The 19,134-nt window shown below is 51.2% G+C and carries 20 protein-coding genes, 1 tRNA gene and 5 pseudogenes; 10 read left to right on the top strand and 16 right to left on the bottom strand.

Annotated features, from left to right (window positions below):
• Positions 1-5: 5 nt before the first annotated feature.
• From ACQ86O_RS14525 to ACQ86O_RS14475, 11 genes are all read right to left on the bottom strand, one after another.
• On the bottom strand, positions 6-719 hold the full coding sequence (locus ACQ86O_RS14525) for a DUF968 domain-containing protein (protein WP_431221706.1): 714 nt from the start codon (positions 717-719) through the stop codon (positions 6-8).
• Positions 720-724: 5 nt separating this feature from the next.
• A complete protein-coding gene (locus ACQ86O_RS14520; protein WP_431221705.1) occupies positions 725-1,045 on the bottom strand; it encodes a hypothetical protein in 321 nt (106 codons plus the stop codon).
• Positions 1,042-2,538 (bottom strand): DNA cytosine methyltransferase, encoded by a 1,497-nt coding sequence (locus tag ACQ86O_RS14515; protein WP_431221704.1) that lies wholly within the window; start codon positions 2,536-2,538, stop codon positions 1,042-1,044. The genes ACQ86O_RS14520 and ACQ86O_RS14515 overlap by 4 nt, the downstream gene beginning before the upstream one ends.
• A gap of 32 nt (positions 2,539-2,570) precedes the next feature.
• Positions 2,571-2,888 carry a hypothetical protein gene (locus tag ACQ86O_RS14510; protein WP_431221703.1) on the bottom strand — a complete coding sequence of 106 codons (318 nt, stop codon included), beginning with the start codon at positions 2,886-2,888 and terminating at the stop codon, positions 2,571-2,573.
• Positions 2,881-3,768, bottom strand: coding sequence for a phage N-6-adenine-methyltransferase (locus tag ACQ86O_RS14505; RefSeq protein WP_431221702.1), 888 nt, complete (start codon positions 3,766-3,768; stop codon positions 2,881-2,883). Before ACQ86O_RS14505 ends, ACQ86O_RS14510 begins: the two co-directional genes overlap by 8 nt.
• Entirely contained in the window at positions 3,765-4,007 is a 243-nt protein-coding gene (locus ACQ86O_RS14500) for a hypothetical protein (protein ID WP_431221701.1), read from the bottom strand. The genes ACQ86O_RS14505 and ACQ86O_RS14500 overlap by 4 nt, the downstream gene beginning before the upstream one ends.
• Positions 4,004-5,101, bottom strand: coding sequence for a conserved phage C-terminal domain-containing protein (locus ACQ86O_RS14495; RefSeq protein WP_431221700.1), 1,098 nt, complete (start codon positions 5,099-5,101; stop codon positions 4,004-4,006). Before ACQ86O_RS14495 ends, ACQ86O_RS14500 begins: the two co-directional genes overlap by 4 nt.
• Positions 5,098-5,277 (bottom strand): DUF4222 domain-containing protein, encoded by a 180-nt coding sequence (locus tag ACQ86O_RS14490; protein ID WP_431221699.1) that lies wholly within the window; start codon positions 5,275-5,277, stop codon positions 5,098-5,100. Before ACQ86O_RS14490 ends, ACQ86O_RS14495 begins: the two co-directional genes overlap by 4 nt.
• 1 nt (position 5,278) lies before the next feature.
• Positions 5,279-5,953: a phage antirepressor KilAC domain-containing protein gene (locus tag ACQ86O_RS14485; protein WP_431221698.1), complete on the bottom strand. Its 675-nt coding sequence runs from the start codon at positions 5,951-5,953 to the stop codon at positions 5,279-5,281.
• A 189-nt stretch (positions 5,954-6,142) separates the two neighbouring features.
• On the bottom strand, positions 6,143-6,691 hold the full coding sequence (locus ACQ86O_RS14480; RefSeq protein WP_431221697.1) for a YmfL family putative regulatory protein: 549 nt from the start codon (positions 6,689-6,691) through the stop codon (positions 6,143-6,145).
• A 28-nt stretch (positions 6,692-6,719) separates the two neighbouring features.
• Positions 6,720-6,950 (bottom strand): transcriptional regulator, encoded by a 231-nt coding sequence (locus ACQ86O_RS14475; protein WP_431221696.1) that lies wholly within the window; start codon positions 6,948-6,950, stop codon positions 6,720-6,722.
• A gap of 108 nt (positions 6,951-7,058) precedes the next feature.
• On the opposite strand from ACQ86O_RS14475, the gene ACQ86O_RS14470 reads away from it, so the two are divergent.
• A complete protein-coding gene (locus ACQ86O_RS14470; protein ID WP_431221695.1) occupies positions 7,059-7,655 on the top strand; it encodes a helix-turn-helix domain-containing protein in 597 nt (198 codons plus the stop codon).
• Between the two features lie 450 nt (positions 7,656-8,105).
• On the opposite strand, the gene ACQ86O_RS14465 is transcribed toward ACQ86O_RS14470, so the two are convergent.
• Complete coding sequence (locus tag ACQ86O_RS14465) at positions 8,106-8,294, bottom strand: ECs_2282 family putative zinc-binding protein (RefSeq protein ID WP_431221694.1); 189 nt, start codon at positions 8,292-8,294, stop codon at positions 8,106-8,108.
• 1,249 nt (positions 8,295-9,543) lie between these two features.
• On the opposite strand from ACQ86O_RS14465, the gene ACQ86O_RS14460 reads away from it, so the two are divergent.
• The 8 genes and pseudogenes from ACQ86O_RS14460 to ACQ86O_RS14425 all read left to right on the top strand — a co-directional run bounded on the left by ACQ86O_RS14460 (position 9,544) and on the right by ACQ86O_RS14425 (position 15,542).
• A complete protein-coding gene (locus ACQ86O_RS14460; RefSeq protein WP_431221693.1) occupies positions 9,544-9,915 on the top strand; it encodes a hypothetical protein in 372 nt (123 codons plus the stop codon).
• Positions 9,916-9,958: 43 nt separating this feature from the next.
• A complete protein-coding gene (locus ACQ86O_RS14455) occupies positions 9,959-10,786 on the top strand; it encodes a YfdQ family protein (protein ID WP_431221692.1) in 828 nt (275 codons plus the stop codon).
• An 84-nt stretch (positions 10,787-10,870) separates the two neighbouring features.
• A pseudogene (locus tag ACQ86O_RS14450) lies at positions 10,871-11,395 on the top strand (HD family hydrolase); the annotation flags it as partial.
• A gap of 751 nt (positions 11,396-12,146) precedes the next feature.
• Positions 12,147-12,719 carry a 3'-5' exonuclease gene (locus ACQ86O_RS14445; RefSeq protein WP_431221691.1) on the top strand — a complete coding sequence of 191 codons (573 nt, stop codon included), beginning with the start codon at positions 12,147-12,149 and terminating at the stop codon, positions 12,717-12,719.
• 45 nt (positions 12,720-12,764) lie between these two features.
• Positions 12,765-12,983, top strand: coding sequence for a hypothetical protein (locus ACQ86O_RS14440; protein WP_431221690.1), 219 nt, complete (start codon positions 12,765-12,767; stop codon positions 12,981-12,983).
• Positions 12,983-14,160, top strand: a pseudogene (locus ACQ86O_RS14435) (phage integrase Arm DNA-binding domain-containing protein). The gene ACQ86O_RS14440 and the pseudogene ACQ86O_RS14435 overlap by 1 nt, the downstream one beginning before the upstream one ends.
• A gap of 648 nt (positions 14,161-14,808) precedes the next feature.
• Positions 14,809-15,051: a DinI family protein gene (locus ACQ86O_RS14430; protein ID WP_431221689.1), complete on the top strand. Its 243-nt coding sequence runs from the start codon at positions 14,809-14,811 to the stop codon at positions 15,049-15,051.
• Positions 15,052-15,140: 89 nt separating this feature from the next.
• Positions 15,141-15,542: a VOC family protein gene (locus ACQ86O_RS14425; protein WP_431221688.1), complete on the top strand. Its 402-nt coding sequence runs from the start codon at positions 15,141-15,143 to the stop codon at positions 15,540-15,542.
• An 81-nt stretch (positions 15,543-15,623) separates the two neighbouring features.
• Here the strand turns inward: ACQ86O_RS14425 and ACQ86O_RS14420 are convergent.
• A tRNA-Thr gene (locus tag ACQ86O_RS14420) sits at positions 15,624-15,699 on the bottom strand.
• A 219-nt stretch (positions 15,700-15,918) separates the two neighbouring features.
• Between ACQ86O_RS14420 and ACQ86O_RS14415 the strand changes: the two are divergent.
• A pseudogene (locus tag ACQ86O_RS14415) lies at positions 15,919-16,115 on the top strand (IS3 family transposase); the annotation flags it as partial.
• Here ACQ86O_RS14415 and ACQ86O_RS14410 read toward each other — a convergent pair.
• The 3 genes and pseudogenes from ACQ86O_RS14410 to ACQ86O_RS14400 all read right to left on the bottom strand — a co-directional run.
• Positions 16,110-16,310, bottom strand: a pseudogene (locus tag ACQ86O_RS14410) (hypothetical protein); the annotation flags it as partial. The pseudogenes ACQ86O_RS14415 and ACQ86O_RS14410 sit on opposite strands and share 6 nt — an antisense overlap.
• An 85-nt stretch (positions 16,311-16,395) precedes the next feature.
• Positions 16,396-18,176, bottom strand: a pseudogene (locus tag ACQ86O_RS14405) (ATP-binding protein).
• Positions 18,173-18,805 carry a LuxR C-terminal-related transcriptional regulator gene (locus ACQ86O_RS14400; RefSeq protein WP_431221687.1) on the bottom strand — a complete coding sequence of 211 codons (633 nt, stop codon included), beginning with the start codon at positions 18,803-18,805 and terminating at the stop codon, positions 18,173-18,175. Before ACQ86O_RS14400 ends, ACQ86O_RS14405 begins: the two are co-directional and overlap by 4 nt.
• Positions 18,806-19,134: the final 329 nt, after the last annotated feature.

Below are 19,134 nucleotides of genomic sequence, written 5' to 3'. Positions count from 1 at the left end.
GTCTCTCATACTTTTGCCCCGCGCTTGTTTGCCGTAACGATTGCCCCGATGCCGTACGCCCGATCGATAGTACGCGCCAGGTGATAAAGTTGGCTGCCGTGTTCGGCCTCCCACGTCGCCACATCGTCATGTAGCTTGTCGTGGCACCTCCGCGTTAATGGGATGGTGAAAATATCGTGCGGTTTGGTTCCGGTACCGCCGAACCCCTGATCTATAATATGGTGCGGATCATCGGCAGGCTGGCCGCAGCCGCAACAGCACATCTGCGATTTAACCCACTGGGTGTATTTCTCGCACTCCCAGCGCTTCATTTTTGGCCTCAACATAAAACCCGCTGGTGGCTCGGGATCGACATCGACAGATAGCACCGGCTTAATCTGCTCAACGTATTCACTAATTATTTCCACCGGCGCCCGCTCCCAGACAATATTCGCCTCTTTCTTGGGCCCGGAAATGAACTCTGCAGGTGGTAGACGAAGGAATAAGCGGGCGATTGAATCAGGAAGCAAATCAGAAACACGTTCCATAACCGCCCAACAGAATAATTCCGGCAGGCTCAACTGGTGGTCTGCGTTAAAACCGAAATGTGTACGGGCACGGTAAACAACAAAATCTGCGGCGTTCGTGATAGCCAACTCATCAAGCGCTGGCAATGTTTGTTCAGAAAGTATGTGTTCGTGATGCCAGCAAAGGCGCACAGCGCCGACGCCATAGCGCAAAGTGCTCATATTCTTATCGTGGTAATCGGCGGGGGATCTCCCCACTGGCATGTAGTTGAGCGCTCCATCCAGGACACCAGCGAATTAATGCCACCAGCCGCGTAAATAACCCGGCTATGACGGAAGAAGGAAGAAAGGCGCGGATCCGTTGCCAAGTGCTGGTTGGCCATCGGTAACAATCCAGACGGCAGATCCTGCAGCTCTTTCGGTTCAGAGGAAATCAGCAGCCGCACGCGGCCGCTGAAATGTTCTAGCAACTCACGACCAGGGCGCAGTAATACCACGCCCAGATCACGCTGCAGGTAAGGCGTTAACAGCATCCTCATGCTGCCACCTCCTGGCGCGGTACGCACATTTCGGGCAGGTTGGCTCGAACCAGCGCTTCGGCGAACGGCGGAGGAACGGCATTGCCACAACGGGCTACCTGCTTATCTTTCGCGTATTTCTTGCCACGGAAGTCCTGATCGATGATGTACCAGGAAGGGAAGCCCTGGGCAGCGTAAAGCTCATGTGGCTGCAGCATACGCATGCCGATATCAATGATCTGATAATCCACGCCTTCAACCGTTACCAGGCCAAAGCGATCGTTGGTTGTGACGGTATGTAGCGGATCCGCCAGGCTTACCCCGTCTTTGTCGGTACCGTAGTATTTCAGCAGGAAGGCACGAACCTCACCAAAATGATTGCCGCCGGCGGTTACCGTTTGCAGGGGTACGGTAACTTCCTGCCCGATATTGGTGCCGCGCATCTTAATGAGGTTCGACGTAACCAGAGCGTGGTGATCGACAGTCGTCACAGTGTGAACCGGTTCCGCCAGATCCGTGCCGGGCCCAGTATAGTTGCCTCCGAAGTGCTTGGCTAAGAACGCGGAAACCAATTGACTCTTACCACCGCCACCCGCCGTGATCGTGCCGTTTGGCTCATCCACTGCATGCCCTACGCTATTGCCAAACTGACGAGCAACGATCGGAGCCACCAGCAGGTGCTCTGCTTTCGTCGTGACCGTTGTCAGCGGCTTATCCGCATCATAAGCCAGACGATCCATACCAAAACCAGTCTGACCGATACGGGCAATGACGGGCGTCACAAGCGCGGCGCGGGACTCCTTCACAATAGTATGCATAGGCTGATCGGCGCTACGCGGTTTGCCTTGATACTCTGAACCACCTGCACCAGCAATAACGGGGCTAACCAACGCATAGCCGTGAGTTTTTGTGATCGTCTGTAAAGGCTCATCAAGCGGCTGACCACGGAAACAATCATAGGTCGTCTTGGTGCTGGTATGGTTGCATTTGACGATAAACGGCGTTGGATTGTCGATCACAAAGCGCTGAATGCCTCGGGCGATGCGGCGCAGGGTGTTCTCTGCCAGCGGGCGTTTGCGCTCGAAGATACTCGAGCACGGAATAGACCAATCAATGCACTCCGCCGCGGTGCGCCATGGCTTCAACTTGCCGCTTTGCACTTCCAGCGATTTCGGATCCCCGTGCGTTGGCTCCGGCCAGACAATTGGCCGCCCGTCGCAACGCATCAACATGAAGAAGCGTTTACGGATGGTTGGCGCACCGTAGTCACAGGCCCGTAACTCGCGGTAATCGACAACATACCCCAGACCGGCAATCAGCCGGCGGTGGTCGTCACTACCCTCTTCAATGCCTAAAATATCGCAGCATTCGGCCAGCGCAGGGTGATCTGCAGCTATACCGTTGGTCAACATTGCCACGAACCCTGCGAAAGTTTCCCCTACGCGGTCAGGACATGGGTAATCATTGCCGTTTTCGTCGGTGGCCAGCGGCCCCCACGTCTTGAACTCCTCCACGTTCTCCATCGGAATAAATCGAGGGTTTACCCTTAAAATCCATCGGATAATGATCCAGGCAAGGCCGCGGATCTCCTTTTTAACTGGCGTCCCCCTCTCGCTTTTGAAAAATGAGAGCAATCGGGACTAAACCATGCCAAGCCCACTGGCCGCCCTGCAGTTGCGGCGACTGGGTCTACGTCATAAACCGACTCACAATAGTGCAGCGTGTCCGGGTGATTGGTTTCGTGCATGGCAATAGCATGCGGGTCGTGGTTGATCGCAATATCAACACTGCGGCCAATAGCCAGCTCGATCCCGGTGCTCGCACCGCCGCCACCAGCAAAGTTATCAGCAATAATCTCACGCATGAGCGCCTCCCATTGATTCAGCCATACCGGCTACAGCCGATAAAATCTCGTGGCTTGGCATGCGCTCTAACCACATTCTGTTGATATGTGCCTTCAGCTTGTTCTGCTGGACCGCTGGTAATTCGATAGCCTGTGGTACCTGTTCAAACATCAAGCCAACCTCCAGGGGCCACACTTTGTTTTCTTCAAATGTGGTTTCCACTTCTTGCGGAATAATTTCTGGAATATTTTGGGGCTGGATTTGTGGCGCCAGGCGCTCCGCTTGCCATCTGATCTGCGCCAGAAATGCCCTGCCCTGGGCTTCAAGCTGATCTCGGCTGATATAGCTCGTCGCCGGACCGCGCCACGTCTTATCAAATACAGCGATCGCGCCGGCAAAGAATGCACCTGTCGGTACCTGCTTTTCGTCTGCCGGCACAAACCATTTAGGGACATCGAAGCCAACGCGCCCGCGAATGAACGCAATGTGATCGGCTTGCTCCGGCCACCAAGTTTCGGACGTTGCAGCTTTGATCAGGAAAACATATCGGCCGCCGAGCTCACGCATAGCCATTGTGTGGGCCATGATGTGCGTCATGCCGGTAATGTACCGGCCTTCATGCTGTTGGGTGCGAGAATACGGCGGGTTGCCGAACGCTGCGCCGTGCAGGTCTGCCAGCTTTTCTGACCAGTCTTGTGTGAGAGCGTTATCTTCAGCAGTGTAGAACGCCGGGCATTTGCTATTTTCGCCGTCGCTGAACAGGTCCAGCACCAGCGGGCCAAACATAGCGTTAATCCCCCAAAATAGCGGATCAGGCGTACACCACTGATCACCAACTTCATTCAGCATGTGGGATGGCTTCAGGCGCAACGCCTCGAGTTTTTCGCAATAAAGGCTCACAGGTGCCCCCTTTCTTTCCCGGCGCGGGCGTACAGCTTGATTAAGCGATATCGGCTTTCGGTGTTCATCCATTCAAGATTGCTAACCCATCCACGTCTCTTGCAGATTTTTCGATAGCACATGTCTTCCCACCACAAACGCTTCAACTCGCGGATCTTCCACCACCGGCGGGCCTGTTGCAGCATGGCGATCAGCGGATAAACGTTAACGCCTAAAATCTTCTGTGTTACTGGTTTCATGCTGCTTTCCCTCCGCTTAATCGCTGTGTACATGCCGTCCAAATACGGTTCCAGGCATCAGATGAATAAAGCTGATTCATACTGCGCACATTGGCGGCATCAGCAGCCTTGCGAGCCTCAGTCTCAATTTGGCTTGGTTTTTTCAGTGGGAGCGCGGAGCCAATGAAGCGCATGTATGCCGCGTCACGTTCGGTATTGTCTTGATCAGGGGTCTCGCCGGGTCTTAGCCACTTTCCGTTTACTGCTTGCGGACGACCGGACTTGTCCCATTTGGTAGCGCTTAACAAGTAACCTTCGAACTTGCTTGGCTGATACAGGGTTGAAGGGCGCAGGTATTCGGCCATTTCTGCCGATGATCCCCAGTGCGCTTGCTTGTAGTCGGCAACCAAACACAGATCATCGGTGGTATGGCCTTCGCGCAGCCTAGCCCGGATATTCTCCAGTGTGCCAGTTGCTGGCTGGTACTTAGAGCCGGTGACCATGTTTAGGTGTTTTAGAACCTGTTTAGCCTGATCAGTAATTTCAACCTCAGGGTCGGTCTGCACAGCAGGCTGACCAGTAGGTTCTATGATCTGTTTGTGTTGATCTGTGTACTGATCTGTATAGAGATAGGATTCCGCAGCTTCGCGGCTTTGTTCACGCACTTCTGCGTTTTCCATTACGCGCTTCTGCGGATTGGATTCCGCACTTTCGCGTTTTCCATTCCGTGATTCTGCGGAATCCAGCACTGGCGGGAATATCAGGGCAATTAGCTTATCGCCGTCGATACGATAATGGTTGGTTGGAGTACCGTTTACCTTACGGGTAGACACTTCAATAACACCGGGCAAATACTTCTTGCGCAGCTTGGCCACAACCCGCTGAACCTGGTCTTCACTCACGCCACGCAACTCGCCAGCAAGCTCTTCATGGGTCTTATAGAACCAGCCATCATCCTGCGACGATTTACCCGTCCAGAACACCAGTTGGTTAAGAACCGCCGCCAGCGCGAATGCCTGCTGATCACCGGCGAAATAATCCAAGTACGGGCCAGGGATCACGATGCAGTTCTTCTGCCCAGACATAGCCTGAACAACGTCAAATATTCTGCTCATATTACAAACCTGAAAAAGCGTGAACGAAAGATGATCTGCGCCGTGGTGATCTCCCACGAGTAACCGACCGGACTGTAGGTAACGGTCTGTTTTTCCTGATCAACATCGTGGACAAAGACCACAACATGGTTGTTGTCGCGATAATGGGATTGGGCCTGAATGGCTAAAGTCTTCATATCAGCTGCCCCTCAGTTCTGAGGAATAGCGATCGGAGATCCACTTAATACCCCGCGGGGTTACCCTGGTCTGGGTAAAAGCGCGGCCAAAGTCAGACGTGCCGGTTTTTACGGTGAACAGGCCATCACGCTGCTTTAGGGCATGCGGCAGGAGGTTGCCAGACTGGCGGAACAGGGCTTTATCGCGCAGCAATGCATCGATCATCGCCTTCTCTGGCATGTTCAGGATCTTGGCGGTTTCACGCAGGCTCTTTGCGCCACTGGCATCAACGTAGTGATCGACAAAGGCCACTTTCGGGGCGTCGGTCTGCACCTTCTGTTCCAAGGCTGCTTTCTGCTCGGCCATGTCTGCTGCTAGGCGAAGTGCCTCGGGCAAAGATTGGGGCACTGGTGGTGCAGTTGCGTTTTCCAGTTCCTGCCAGCGATCGACTACGGCGGCAGTGAGCTGGGGGGATAGGCGGGCGACGAGAACCAGGGAATCGCGTTTGTTGAAACGGTACTCCTGATAAACGTTGCCGTTGTGCTCAAAATCGAACTCAGCCAACGGCTGGGTTAAAAGGTGAGCAGCATGCAGCCGTTCTGCTGAGCGTTTCACATCCGAGTGGTTGCTCTGTACCAAGGCTGCAATTTCACGGCTGCTCATAGTGGGCAGCACCGAGTTGGTTAATTGGTTCACTTGACACCCCCACGCTCCCAGCGGCGTTTGACAACAGCCACAATAGCCAGTGCTCGACTGTGGGTGCAGGAAACCCAACGGGCTGCTATCCTGCGCTTGTACTGAAACGGTGATTGCTTATCACCACCCGGCAACGCCAGACAGCGAAGTTGCGGTTGCCGATAAGTTGTTGTTAAAATGCTCATGCGATTATTTCTCCACACACGATTTATTCGCACCCGACGCCCGAGGCTGCAATCCTTGGGCGTCAACCTTTTCAGCCTCGCAATACACGCGGTATAACAAGGTCATGTGCTCCTGCCACTTCGCCATTACTTGATAGCTGGTTTCATCCAGATCTTGGCGTTCTGACCTGTCGATAACACCATCCGCAATAGCCTGACGTACTCGTACCGAATGCTTGCCAATCCACTCAATGGACTCCATCAGACGCACGTTGATATCAGCGTTATCAACCTCTTCAAGCTCCACCAGCGGCACATTGACGCTATTGGATTGGCGAGAAAATGCATCAGCGATATGCTTTGTGCCGCCAGCCTGTTGCAGAACCATCGCCCACCCCATGGGAAAAATCTGATCTCCACCAGTACGAAGGCGGTTAAAAATTGCGTCTTGTGTGACGTCCAAAATCTCTGCAGCTTCGGTATACCCGCCCGGTAAGGCTGCAATAGTTTTTCTGACCGCGGCCACCAGCCAGACTGGTTGTTTCTCCGCTTGCCAATTTGGTTGTTGCCCCACGGTTACCCCCTTGGATCTGTGGTTTTGGTTAAGCTGCTGGTGCAGTAGCATCGCTACCATCGGGCGGTAGAAGGGATTCAAGAATTTGTTCTGCCGTTATTTGGCTGCCGGTTGCAGTTACCAAAGCAGGTATGTAGCGAGAGCTGATCTCAGCCCCGCCTAGCCACTTGCTAATCGTGGACTGCCCTACCCCAATCCGTTTTGCGAGTTCAGACTGCGAACCTGCGATATTGATCGCTTTCTCAACAATTTGGTTCATTACGTTATTCCCTCCATCATAATTATTCTTGATTATGCTTTAACGAATAACATTATGCAAGTCATTGGAGACTTTGACAGGGTATGCTTGAGGGAATAAGTTTGAGGCATGAAAACATTATCTGAACGATTGGCGGAAGCCATGGCAGAGACGGGCTTTGAAAGCCAAACCAAGCTGGCCAAAGCGTCAGGGGTTGAGCAGTCTGCGATCTCTAAAATTCTTGCAGGTGCAAGCAAAACATCAAAGCATAGTGGCAAGCTGGCTTTAGCTATGGGTATAAGTGCTGATTGGCTGATTAATGGTGCAGGTTCGATGTATGGCGGCACGGAGAGTAGCATTCAAAAAATAGATGTATCTAAACTCGTGAAAGTCTATGACGAGAAAGGGTATACAGGAGAGGCTATTACCTGGCTAGCTGAGGTTCCTGATAATTTTCGAGCATACATAATGAAGAGAAACACGGGTGTAGCGCAAGCCCCAGCAGGCTCTGTTGTAGTAGTGAATCCTGATCAACCTCCAGCAACAAATGATCTTGTTGTTACAATAGTATCCGGATCAGTCTCAGTCTTTAGGTATCATATCTCAGGTGATGGCGGAGGATTTTTGTCTGTTGATGATCCGCGCATCCCCCTTACCTCTGTACGCTCTAAATCGGATATCGTCGGGCCAATAATACAAGTATTCATACCTGAATTAAGTAAGTGAACCACTTGTGAGTCAGGTGCAGGGGAGCTATCAAACTCTCCTGGTCTTGTTCTAACCAACCACGTACCCATCTTATCCCCCTCGCTTCACCAGACACTCTTTCGCTAAATCCTTCAATAAAGAAAAGGCTGTATATCCATACAGTATACAAGCGCGCAATTAATGTCACTGCAAAAAAAATTATACTTCAATTTTTCATAAAAAATTTCCATTGGAATATTTTTTGATATTCGTCATTGACTAGATATATTCCCTATCGCATAATCAATTCACCGAAGGCGCACCGCCACCACATAGCAACGAGGCGCATGAAGATCGGGATGATTCGCTCAGGTAACTTTCAGTAAGGGGTTTGCGATGGCTGACAAAGTGATGACGCTGGAGACTAATACCAGCGTCTTAGTAGCTCAAACTAAGGTGATAGCCGAGATCATTAAGAAGTTTGACCCGTTACTTAAAGAGTATCCCGACGAGATCATCAAAAATTTTCTCGTCGCCCTCAAGGGTTTCATCTTCAGTTACAACGTGACCACAGTCGGCACAGATGGCTCCCGCAAAACTGTCAGGGTGCTCAGATATCGCAGCGGTATCGAAGACTTCACAACCGCATTCTGGGCAAGAGAAATTAACGTTCTCCATTGAAGGTTCCTTTTCTTGGTTGATTAAGCACCACCAAGATAACACCGCCGCCTGAGGTGGAGAAGTATCCAGGCACACAACGGCCTGCTCACTCGCTTCTTCCCTTAATACTGGGGCGATGTGGATCCTAACCATGAGTGAGCAGACCGTTGTGGAATTGGCTGGTGGGCTTCAGGGCGTTGTCTGCCAACCACCACAACCCTGATTAAGGAATGTACGAATGAAACCTACAGATCTAAAACCCGGAATGCGGGTACTGATTGAGTTAATCGCCGGGACTGGCGTTGCTGCGGGAACATTCATCCGACGCGTTCCACATCAGCCAAATCGGCCTGCTCATAGCATTATCCGTGTTGATGATTTTGCCGGACTTGATGGCCCTAAGGATCTTGGCGATACCCCGTACTCAGATTATGAGGTGTCTAGGCGGGTTTCGCCGCTACAGAATGCGAACCGTAGGGCATAACCTTGCCGGAGCATGTACGCCGGTCACACCGCGCCGCCAGTTGATCCTGGGCGTTATCAGGTCAGTGAGATGCCAGCACTCTCGATGGTAGTGACGGCGGGAAGTAGACCGCTGACAGTTAGCAAAGACCAACCCGGCCTCCTGATTATTCAGGCAGTCCCGGCAACCGAATTCACCGAGTTTGGTTACCAAGACTGGATGGCTTACCACTTTCAAGACGGTCTTATATAAATGTCTACCAAGTGGCGTGTTCGCGACGTAGGCGCGGTGACAGCTGGGAAAGACCAGCACACAACGGCGTGAATCATTTCCGGTCCGTTCATTATGCGAATGAATTGGTCACGGTAGCCACACAAGCCAGTACGCAACTGGCCCGAGTGGAGTTAAGCGCGGGGAACCTTGCCGGGAGAGTGAAGGCCCGGGGAGATGGTTCACACCGTTGTGATGTGTACAAGCGTACTGCACCGCAGGCGGGAGGAAGACCGGAAATCGGCTGTGCGGCCACCATACCGCCAATACAGCGAACTGAGCGGCCGGAAGTAAGCAGGGGTAGCGCCCTGGTGTCACAACACAATGCTGTGTGTAGTCTTTGGCGGCCAGTCGATCTTCAACCAACACCAGGGGGAAGGCGACAATGTTCATAGGCTGGCCGCCCTTTTTACACACCAGGTGACGTACTGTCCGGACCCTTAAACCTGGATAGTCTAAGAAATACCGGAACGGTACGCCACCTGGTGTGTGGAGAAACATTGCGGCCCAGGCCGCTCCGTAGAGGGCTATTCAATGAGTGAAGATCGTAAAACTAACGTACCGGATTTTCTCGGGGAGTTGGATGCAGGCGTATTTATCAACAAAATCTCGGCAGCTTTAAACGCAACATCGCTGGGAGTTCTTAATAATGGCGGAAAAGGAAAGGTGGTACTTACCTTTGATATTGACCGCCTCAGTAATTCAGTTGAAGAAAAACGCGTCAGTATTAAGCATCAACTGAAATTCGTCACCCCTACCCCGCGCGGGAAAGTTTCAGAAGAAGATACCACTGAAACGCCTATGTATGTCGGCAAGGGTGGCAAGCTGACTATTCTACAGGAAGACCAAGGCCAATTATTTACGGTCGGTGGGCATCCTGACGGAAAATTAAAAGTCGCGCAGTAATAACGCGCATCTCTCAATCCAATATTAATAAGGATTAATTATTATGTCTCAATTAGACGGATCCGCAATCGCTCAAATTCAAGCATTAACGTTGGGAGCATCATTTCTTGAAGATGTAAAACGTACCGATTGCCCTGTTTCTGTTCTACCTAAAGATATTGATGTGGTTAGCCTGGAACGCTTCAGTGAAAACCGCTTCCGCTTCCGTGGCTTCATGGGAACAACAAGCATTGATGACTTCGTGCGTTACTCTGTTGGCTACGCCAATGCTGATGTACCTGCCCGCTGCTTTATCGATGCGGATAACATGAGTGCACGCTCTGTGTTCAACATCGGCACGCTTGCCGTTCCTGGTCACGCCGATAACGTCGCAGAGATCCAGCTCAAGAAAACCGCGCCATTCGGCGCACTGCTGGCCATTGATGGCAAGCGCCTTAATCAGAAGCAGATCGCAGAGTGGCTAGAGGACTGGAGTGATTTCCTCAATGCGTTCGACGCTGACGGACAAGTCATGTCAATTGCTCAGGCCGCTAGCGCAGTGCGTCGTGTCAGCATTAAGCAGATGCAGGAAGCAGATCATGAAGATGGTGATTTCAGTGGCAAGAGATCGCTAATGCAGAGTGTTGAGGCCACCAGTAAAGAGATCATGCCAGTCGCATTTGAATTTAAGTGTGTGCCGTATGAAGGCCTTGGCGATCGCCGTTTAAGTCTTCGCAACAGCTTGCTGAAAAGCGATGAACCGTGTTTCGTCCTCCGTATCGTGCAACTCGAAGCGCAGGAAGAAGAGATTGCTATCGAATTCCGTGATTTGCTGATCAGCAAGTTCGATGGCGAACCAGTTGATACCTTTATTGGTAATTTTAAAGCCTGATTTTTAATTAAGTAATGCAGCTTCAAATACCCCAGCAATGGGGTATTTGGTGAAGTATTGCCTAAACTGTGTGGGGAAATAATTATGTCATGGATTAAAACATTCACTGGAAAGCATTTTAATTATGCCAATCCAAAAATGGAAAGTATTTGCATTGAAGATATTGCACAAGCGTTATCTCATGAGTGCCGCTTTGCGGGTCACCTGCCTGAGTTTTACAGCGTAGCCCAGCATTGCGTTTTAGTAAGCCAAATCGTTCCGGTTGAATTCGCGCTGGAAGCACTATTACATGATGCTTGTGAGGCATATTGTAAAGATATTCCATCACCTCTGAAAAAACTTATTCCGGATTATTGCGGGATTGAAAACAGCATTGATTTTGCTATCCGCCATAAATTCGGATTGCCTGCAACAAATAGCCCGGCAGTGAAGCATGCAGATCTGGTCTTGTTGGCAACCGAGCGCCGGGATCTGGATATCGATGATGAAGAGCCATGGCCGATGCTTGCAGGCATCGAGCCATCAAAAGAAATCCTAGTATCCCCTGTTAACCCTATTCAGGCCCGCACCATGTTTATGCAGCGGTACCAGCAGTTGTATGAAGGCCGTGTGATGACAACTGACAGCACTAAATACATCGTCATTCAGCAAAGCGCCTGGTGCAACGATAGCAGTAGCGGGATTTACTACAGCTCAGACCTCGTTGAGTTCGATAAACGCGATAAGGCCATTAAACATGGATTAAAGCAGTGCGATTGCGACGATTTCAATATCGGTGTTCTCGTTGACGGGTGCCTTACATCACTCGACTGGATGAATGAGGTGGTGGATAACAAGCCTGAAATACTGGCCGAAATATCAGAGCACCTTTGCATTCACGAAGCCACACCTGCGCCAGCGGTGCCGGATGATTATTTCACGTCACTTGTGGTAAAAGCACGACTATCTGCCGACAAGGCAATAGTCAAATATCCACAGCCAAACTATGTATTGCTGAAGGTGGCCGAGGAGGCTGGGGAAGTTGTGCAGGCAGCTGTCCACTATGCTGAAAACCGCATGAGTTGGGAGCAGGTGGAGGGTGAAATTGTGCAACTGATGGCGATGCTTATCCGGCTGGTAACCGAGGGTGATCAGGTGAATGGTATTACTCCTCCCGACACCTGTCGTGCCGCAGCGCTCCAACCTGGAAACGAACTTGTAAGCCATAGTTACAAGTTGCCACCCGGCTATAAGCTGGTTCCAGCGGATCCGACACCGAAGCAATGGGCTGCCGGGATCAAAGCCATGGATTATGGAATCGACAAAGTCACGCTCGTATATAGAGCAATGGTTACCGAAGCACCTAAACCGGAGGGTTACGATGAATGATTTAATGCTTGATCTGGAAACCATGGGCAATAAGCCTAACGCGCCAATCGTGGCGATCGGTGCCGTGTTCTTTGAACCAGCCACAGGCGAACTGGGCAAGCAGTTCTATACCGCGGTGAATCTTTCCAGCGATATGGCGGCCGGTGCCGTGCCGAGTGGGGATACCATTAATTGGTGGCTGATGCAGAGCAGTGAGGCCCGGGCGGCAATCACAACCGATGCGGCAGTAACCATTAACGTGGCCATTTGCTCACTCAGTGATTTCGCTCGCCAGCACGGTGAAAATCCAAAATATCTCAAGGTGTGGGGTAATGGAGCCTCCTTCGATAATGTAATTCTTCGCAGTGCATATGAGCGCTGCGATTTACCGCCGTGCTGGAACTGGTTCAACGATCTGGACGTCCGCACCATAGTGCACCTCGGCCAACTGATTGGGTTTGACCCAAAGCGTGATCTCCCGTTCGCCGGTGATCGGCATAATGCCCTGGCCGATGCCATTCACCAGGCACAGTACGTTTCAGCCATCCACCAGCGGTTATTGGCACCCCACCAGCAAGATCTTTAATTTTGGCGGCCCGTTGCAGCGGGCCTAATTTGTGTGGAGAAAACCATGGCTAAAGAAGGCAAATTAATGCGCGCCAGCTTGTGGCTAAAGCGTGAGTTCGAGGAAGGATCAATCCCTGATAAACGCACGGTTAAGCGCTGGATTGAATGCGGGCGGCTGCGTGGAAAGGTAATTGATGGAATGTCTTGGGTTTATTCGTCAGAACGCTGGGGCGTTGAATCGGAAGTATCCCGAGCCGTCAGCCAACTGATAAGGGAATCATAATGGCCGCCCGCCCGCGCCGGAGAGAAAACCGGCATTTGCCGGATCTGCTCTACTTTGACAGGGCGGCCGGTGTATATCGCTTTACCCTGATAACAGGTAAGCGCAAGTCAATCGGCAGCGATCGTGCCATGGCGATCGCTATCGCCCGCGAATATAACAACCGCATGCGGCCGGAAAATACCGTTTCTGTAGATTCTTTGATCAGGGAATCCGGAGGTATTCAAGGTGAGGCTTTGCCATTTGCCGAGCATGTTGATCACATCATGACCCGGGCAAAAAAAGACGAGCAGCCGTCAGAAAGCACGCGCGACGATTGGAATAATGACGCCATCCGGGTGAAAGAATTTTTTGTTGATATTCCGGCGTGCGATATCGAACTGGAGCACGTTAACGCCTATATAAAGGAATACCATGCTGAAGCATCAGCGAACGTGCAAAACAGGAAAGTCAGCTTCCTGAAAAAACTATTCAGCTATGCGGTCGATGAATCCCTCATGCTTGATAACCCGGCCACACGCAAGAAAATGCACCGGATCGATGAAAAGCGGCGGCAGCGTCTTTCTCTCGACACCTTTCTGGCTATACGCCGTTCCGCAGCCCCCTGGTTGAGAACAGCCATGGACCTGGCACTACAGACGACGCACGCCAGGCTTGAAGTATCCCGGATCCGTTACTCAATCAAGGAGCCTAAGAACGGCGTGTGCGGTTGCGTGTGGCTGGATCAGCCGGAGAATGGTATCTACGGCATGCTGTACATCCATCGGCAGAAAGTACAGAAAAAGAGGCATCACACGTTGCTATACCGATCGGTGATGAGCTGAAACGGATTATTGATGATAGCCGGGATAACGTGGCCAGCCCTTACATTGTCCACCGGATACCGGCCAGAAGTGTGAAGCCCAGCAAAGAGGTTTCTCACCCTACCCAGGTTGCGCCGGACTATCTCAGCCGGGCATTTTCAGATCTGCGTGACAGGCTCAAGCTATGCGATCACCTGCAGATGGATGAGCGCCCAACGTTTCATGAAATCCGCGCACTGGCCGCGCATTTGTTCGATACCCAGGGAATTGATCCGCAGGGGCGCATGGCTCACAGCGATGCAAAATCTACCAAGATCTACACCAGCAATCACATTGATTGGGTTGTCGTTCCACACGGAGAAATTAAGGCAGGATAACGCTAAAATGGCATGGTAAAACCGGGCTTAAGCTATTGATGTGTATAAGCTGGTTTTTGCGCAAAATGCACTGTTTGCATAGACAGTAAAATGAAGTAAAAACCAGCACTGGCGCGGCTTGCAGAGGAATAGACCTGCTGACATGGGGTGTCGGGGGTCGGAGGTTCGAATCCTCTCATGCCGACCAAACTTTTATAGAGAAACCAACCTGTTACGGTTGGTTTTTTTATGTCTGCCAACATGAGGGTAAAAATCCCGATGAAACGCCTGGCGTAACCAGCACGTCTATCCTCTATTTAACTTCTTTATATCCAGGCGGCTAGCCTCGTATCTTTACCCTTTCCGTTTTAACTTACCCCCCCAATGATCATATTCAAAAGTGTTCAATCTCCTTCCTAAAACTAGCGGGTAAACTGGTGAAGCAGACCGTAAGGTTTTCGTTAAATACCGGCCCATTATAGTTGAGAAATTATACGGTTAACCTGGTTGAGGATTACCGTGGCAAATAGTGCGTAATCTTGGTCACCACGGCGATACTGTACGCCCCCCAAAAAGAGTTAACACAAAATTTCCCCACCCCTCTTGCGTTTCCCCCTTAGCTTCAGTCAAAATAACTGTATACATAAACAGTAATAACAGGGTTGAGCTATGTTCGTTGAATTGGTGTTTGATAAGCGTAATGTTGCAGGCATTCCGGGTGCAGATGAAATCATTAAAACCGAGCTGACAAAACGGGTACACCGTATCTTCCCAGGTGCTGAAGTGAAGGTAAAACCCATGCAGGCCAACGGCCTGAACTCCGATGCCAGCAAAAGCGATCGGGAGAAGTTAAACCGCATGCTGGAAGAGATGTTCGAAGAATCGGACCAATGGTTGGTCACCGATATTTAAGCAACCATTCTCTGGCGGGTTAGCCAAGCGTTTAACGCTCCCGCCTCCCATACTCAATCTGAATACTTAGGATGACCTGAGGATAAAATATGATTGACCATACAGGTATTAACGTTCGTGATTTTGCTCAAAGCCAAAGATTCTACACTGCCGTATTGGCGCCATTAGGTTACGCATTACGTTTACAGGTGGGCGGCACGGCAGCAGGCTTTGGCGAGAACCCTCTACGACCTGGAGATGATCCTGGCGGCGCGTTCTGGATTTCAGAGGGAGAGCCCAGTACACCCAGGATCCATATTGCATTCAGAGCCACTAGCGAAGCACAAGTGGATGCATTTTATGAGGCCGCCTTGTCTGCAGGAGCCAGAGATAACGGGGCCCCAGGGTTTCGCCATCATTATCATCAGAATTATTACGCCGCCTTTATCTACGACCCAGACGGCTATAACATTGAAGCGGTGTTTCACGGTGTAGAGGCCCCCCAGGCTTGATGCTTAGCTATTTTTTGGCCGTTGAATGGCTGGGCATCGCGCATATAAAAAAACCCCAGCATCGCTGCTGAGGTCTCTATATGGTGCCGGCTACCGGAATCGAACTGGTGACCTACTGATTACAAGTCAGTTGCTCTACCTACTGAGCTAAGCCGGCGAAATCTGTTGGAAGTCGCGCTTTTTCCGTGGAGCGCAATATAATACAGCCCCAGGGGAACAATCAAGGGTAATCAACAGATTGTTGATTCTTTTGCCTAAAAAAACAGCTTTCAGACCAAATCTCATCCGCACCCCCAATCTTTACAGCTTAGAAACTGACAGACCACACGGCAGCGGCCTAAAAACCGCCCTTGGCTGCTCATTTTAGTGGCTAAAAATGGCCACGCCGGAGGCACTAAACCAGAGCTGGCCCATCGATTTTATGCATGATGTACTGGGCTGTGGCAGACGCTTCCGGACCTTCAATGTGGTGGATGATTTAACCGTGAAGCACTGGCGATAGAAATTGACCTGAATATTCCGGCGCAACACGTTGGGAAAGTGCTGGACAGGATAGTGGCAAACCACGGCTATCGTTGAGTTGGTTGAAATTTTTAATACCGGCACAATCGGGTTGCCGGTAGAGGTTCCCGGCCCGGTGGAGAAAATAACCACATTGCACCCTGCGGCCACTAACCCGGTTACTGCATCAACATCGTTTCCCAGCGTGCAGGCCAGTGATAGCCCAACATCTGGCATCGGTTCCGTATAATCACATACCGCCGGGATCCCTTCAATCAGGAGCATCCCGAACCAGCCAGATTGGGTGTTGCAGATTGATGCCTGATAATGCTTTCCCAAATCATTACGTTAGTTAGCCAAGGTAAAGCCATTGCGATAACAGCGCATGAAGCTGCGAAGGTTCCAAGGGTTTGTAGAGCACCAGATAACCTTCACTTTCCGCTTGTTGCAATATCGCCGAATTAAATTCACCGCTAACCATGGCACCGCAAGCCTGTGGCAGACGTTGAAGCAATTCCTGCAAAATGTCGAACCCGCTCTCACCGGAACGCAAGCGCTGATCGCACAGGATCACCTGAGGAACAAAACCACAGTCAAGCACGGCAAAAGCCTCCTTAGCGGAGGCTACGCAGCGCACCGTTACCCCCAAGCTTGCATCAGGTTTGTCCAGGCGGAAGTAACCAGCGGATCGTCATCAACCACCAGGCAGGTGCCGCAAAGCGGCCCATGCGGCACCAAGCAGGGTTGTTGCTGGGGAAACAGCGGCGTTGTGGCCGGCAGACCTTGGCTGATAGGCAGCCGTAGCCAAAAGCGTGAACCTTTCCCTTCTATCGAACTCATGCCGCATTGTGCCTTCATCAGCTTCGCACACCTTGCCACTACCGCCAGCCCCAATCCATGCCCGGCGCTATCTACACGCCAGGCAAGCTCAGGGCGATAAAAAGGAGAGAAAATCTGAGGTTTTTCGGCATCTGCAACACCAATGCCGGTATCCCAGACCTCTATCGACCACTCTTCACCGCGTGGGCGAACGCAGATCAATACCCCGCCTTGCGGGGTATAACGTAACGCGTTGTGCGTCAGGTTAATTAATGATTGCTTGAGCAACGCCAAATCGCCAAGGACCACGCAGCGCCGCTGTGGGAGTTTTGAGCGCAATATCAAGCCCCGGTTATTCGCCTCTTCACGAAATAGCGTGATGACGGAATCGATTAACGGCGCCAACTCAACATCCGTTTGCGGAACATTGACCGCTTTGCTTTCAATGATGGTCAAATCTAGCAGTGAGTTAAACATCAGATGCAAGGTACGCACACTCTGCTGTAAGTCGCGGAGCTGCGGGTTTAAGGCAGTATCGCGATTCTTATGGACGATCGCCTCAATCAAAAAACCCATTGCGTGGATCGGTTGGCGAAGATCGTGACTGGCCGTGGTGAGGAACAGGTTTTTATCCTGCAACGCTTGTTCTGCCTCTTCTTTCGCTAAGCGGAATTTTTCAGCCAGCAGGCTCCCCTCTTCTTCCAACCTCACCTGCTGCAGGAAGAAAGCATGAGAGGTCAAAGCATGACGATAGATTGCTATGCCATACAAGATATTAAGTAGCAGGACGATTGGCCAGATATCACCATATCGCCAAGGAACCAGAACCAGTAATATTCCCCAGCAGCTGATAAAAAACCGCTGGAATGCGCCAAATAACGGCGTCAGGTGCGTCGCATTCGCCGCCACGATGGCGGCAATACTGATATTGAGCAGCAAAATGAAATCAAATGATGGGTTCATGGCGGTTACCAGAACCAGAGAAGAGAGACCAACGCCATGCAGCAGTGCAAGCCGGTTAACCCAAGGCAACCACAAAGCCAACATGGCGGTTTCCTCTGTCGTACTCAGCTTGCGGCGATAGTGACGGTGCCAAAACCTGGCACACAAGGCGGCAAGAAAATAACAGGCAGTCCAGCAGATGACCGGGGTCAACGGTAAGTGCAAATAGTAGAGCCAGATGGCAAATACCGTGCCAACGAAAGGAACTGCATTAATACTAAATACCAGCCGCGCCAACACGTTATTTAGCAAACGAATTTGCGAGTGTGAATTGATACCATACTGCGCTTTGCTACTGAGGGGATTGATCATAATGTCGGACGCTGCCCCTGAAGTAACGTAATAGCCTCAACTCTGTTGGTGACGCCAAGCTTGCTGAGGATGCTGGTTATGTGCTCTTTGATGGTCGGCTCCGACACCGCCAGCGCAATGGCAATGCGCTTATTCGAGAACCCCCGTAACATCATCGCCAACACTTCTGTTTGCCGTTGGGTCAGCCCGAATGTTTGAAAATGGGGGAGCGATGAGGGGAGCAGTGCTGGATCCGAGGTTTCAGGAAACCAAAATTGGCCATTCTGCAGTGCGGTGACCGCGCAGTTAAAAACCTGGGGTGAGTCGTGTTTGTGAACAAAACCGTGTGCCCCCACCTCACGGGCCTTGTGCTGGACATTGTTATTCTCATCCCCGCTGATCACCAGCAGGCGAATAGTGGAGGCTTTTTGCAGGAGCTCCCTGATCAATTGCAGTGCGGTGCCATCGGGCAGCCAAAAATCCAGCACCAGCAGCTGAGGGGAGCCTTTCTCCTCGATGAAACGATCGCACTCTTGGCGGCTGGCAGCCACATACGCCCGCTTATAGCCGCAATGCGTATTTAAAAAAGCCGCAATGCTGTTAGCCACCATCGGGTGATCGTCAACGACCAAAGCGTAGGGCTTACTCACGTCACTCTCCTTTTGCCGCCAATGTAACGTTTGCCTTGACCTGGGTAGACTCTATCACTAAGCCAAACACGTTAAATGACAATATTACACGTTTGGTTCCTCATTCACCCTCCCTACTTCGGTAGGGTTGTGCTTTTTTCTTCATATAAATACTATTTAAACGCATTAGCAAGAGCGCTATTGCGATAAGCAAAGAACCGGAAATGCTTGCTACCAATAAAAAAGCCCTCAAGTGACTGCGTTATCTCAATGAAACACCAGTGGAAATTCAATCTTCAGGCAAAGACGTCAATCTCCAGCCGGAGAGTTTTTCTTTTTAGTCGCCTGAG

This window comes from Serratia sp. L9, from assembly GCF_050632285.1.
Taxonomy (GTDB): domain Bacteria; phylum Pseudomonadota; class Gammaproteobacteria; order Enterobacterales; family Enterobacteriaceae; genus Chania.
Note: the sequence above shows the minus strand (reverse complement) of the source record. Positions and strands in the feature narration are given on the sequence as shown.

Excerpts from the sequence above, each read along its gene's own strand:
- ACQ86O_RS14460 (WP_431221693.1), top strand. The coding sequence starts at position 9,544 with ATGAGTGAAGATCGTAAAACTAACGTACCGGATTTTCTCGGGGAGTTG.
- ACQ86O_RS14475 (WP_431221696.1), bottom strand. The coding sequence starts at position 6,950 with ATGAACCAAATTGTTGAGAAAGCGATCAATATCGCAGGTTCGCAGTCT.
- ACQ86O_RS14520 (WP_431221705.1), bottom strand. The coding sequence starts at position 1,045 with ATGAGGATGCTGTTAACGCCTTACCTGCAGCGTGATCTGGGCGTGGTA.
- ACQ86O_RS14465 (WP_431221694.1), bottom strand. The coding sequence starts at position 8,294 with ATGGAGAACGTTAATTTCTCTTGCCCAGAATGCGGTTGTGAAGTCTTC.
- ACQ86O_RS14430 (WP_431221689.1), top strand. The coding sequence starts at position 14,809 with ATGTTCGTTGAATTGGTGTTTGATAAGCGTAATGTTGCAGGCATTCCG.
- ACQ86O_RS14500 (WP_431221701.1), bottom strand. The coding sequence starts at position 4,007 with ATGAAACCAGTAACACAGAAGATTTTAGGCGTTAACGTTTATCCGCTG.
- ACQ86O_RS14425 (WP_431221688.1), top strand. The coding sequence starts at position 15,141 with ATGATTGACCATACAGGTATTAACGTTCGTGATTTTGCTCAAAGCCAA.
- ACQ86O_RS14495 (WP_431221700.1), bottom strand. The coding sequence starts at position 5,101 with ATGAGCAGAATATTTGACGTTGTTCAGGCTATGTCTGGGCAGAAGAAC.
- ACQ86O_RS14470 (WP_431221695.1), top strand. The coding sequence starts at position 7,059 with ATGAAAACATTATCTGAACGATTGGCGGAAGCCATGGCAGAGACGGGC.
- ACQ86O_RS14455 (WP_431221692.1), top strand. The coding sequence starts at position 9,959 with ATGTCTCAATTAGACGGATCCGCAATCGCTCAAATTCAAGCATTAACG.
- ACQ86O_RS14445 (WP_431221691.1), top strand. The coding sequence starts at position 12,147 with ATGAATGATTTAATGCTTGATCTGGAAACCATGGGCAATAAGCCTAAC.
- ACQ86O_RS14490 (WP_431221699.1), bottom strand. The coding sequence starts at position 5,277 with ATGAAGACTTTAGCCATTCAGGCCCAATCCCATTATCGCGACAACAAC.
- ACQ86O_RS14510 (WP_431221703.1), bottom strand. The coding sequence starts at position 2,888 with ATGCGTGAGATTATTGCTGATAACTTTGCTGGTGGCGGCGGTGCGAGC.
- ACQ86O_RS14440 (WP_431221690.1), top strand. The coding sequence starts at position 12,765 with ATGGCTAAAGAAGGCAAATTAATGCGCGCCAGCTTGTGGCTAAAGCGT.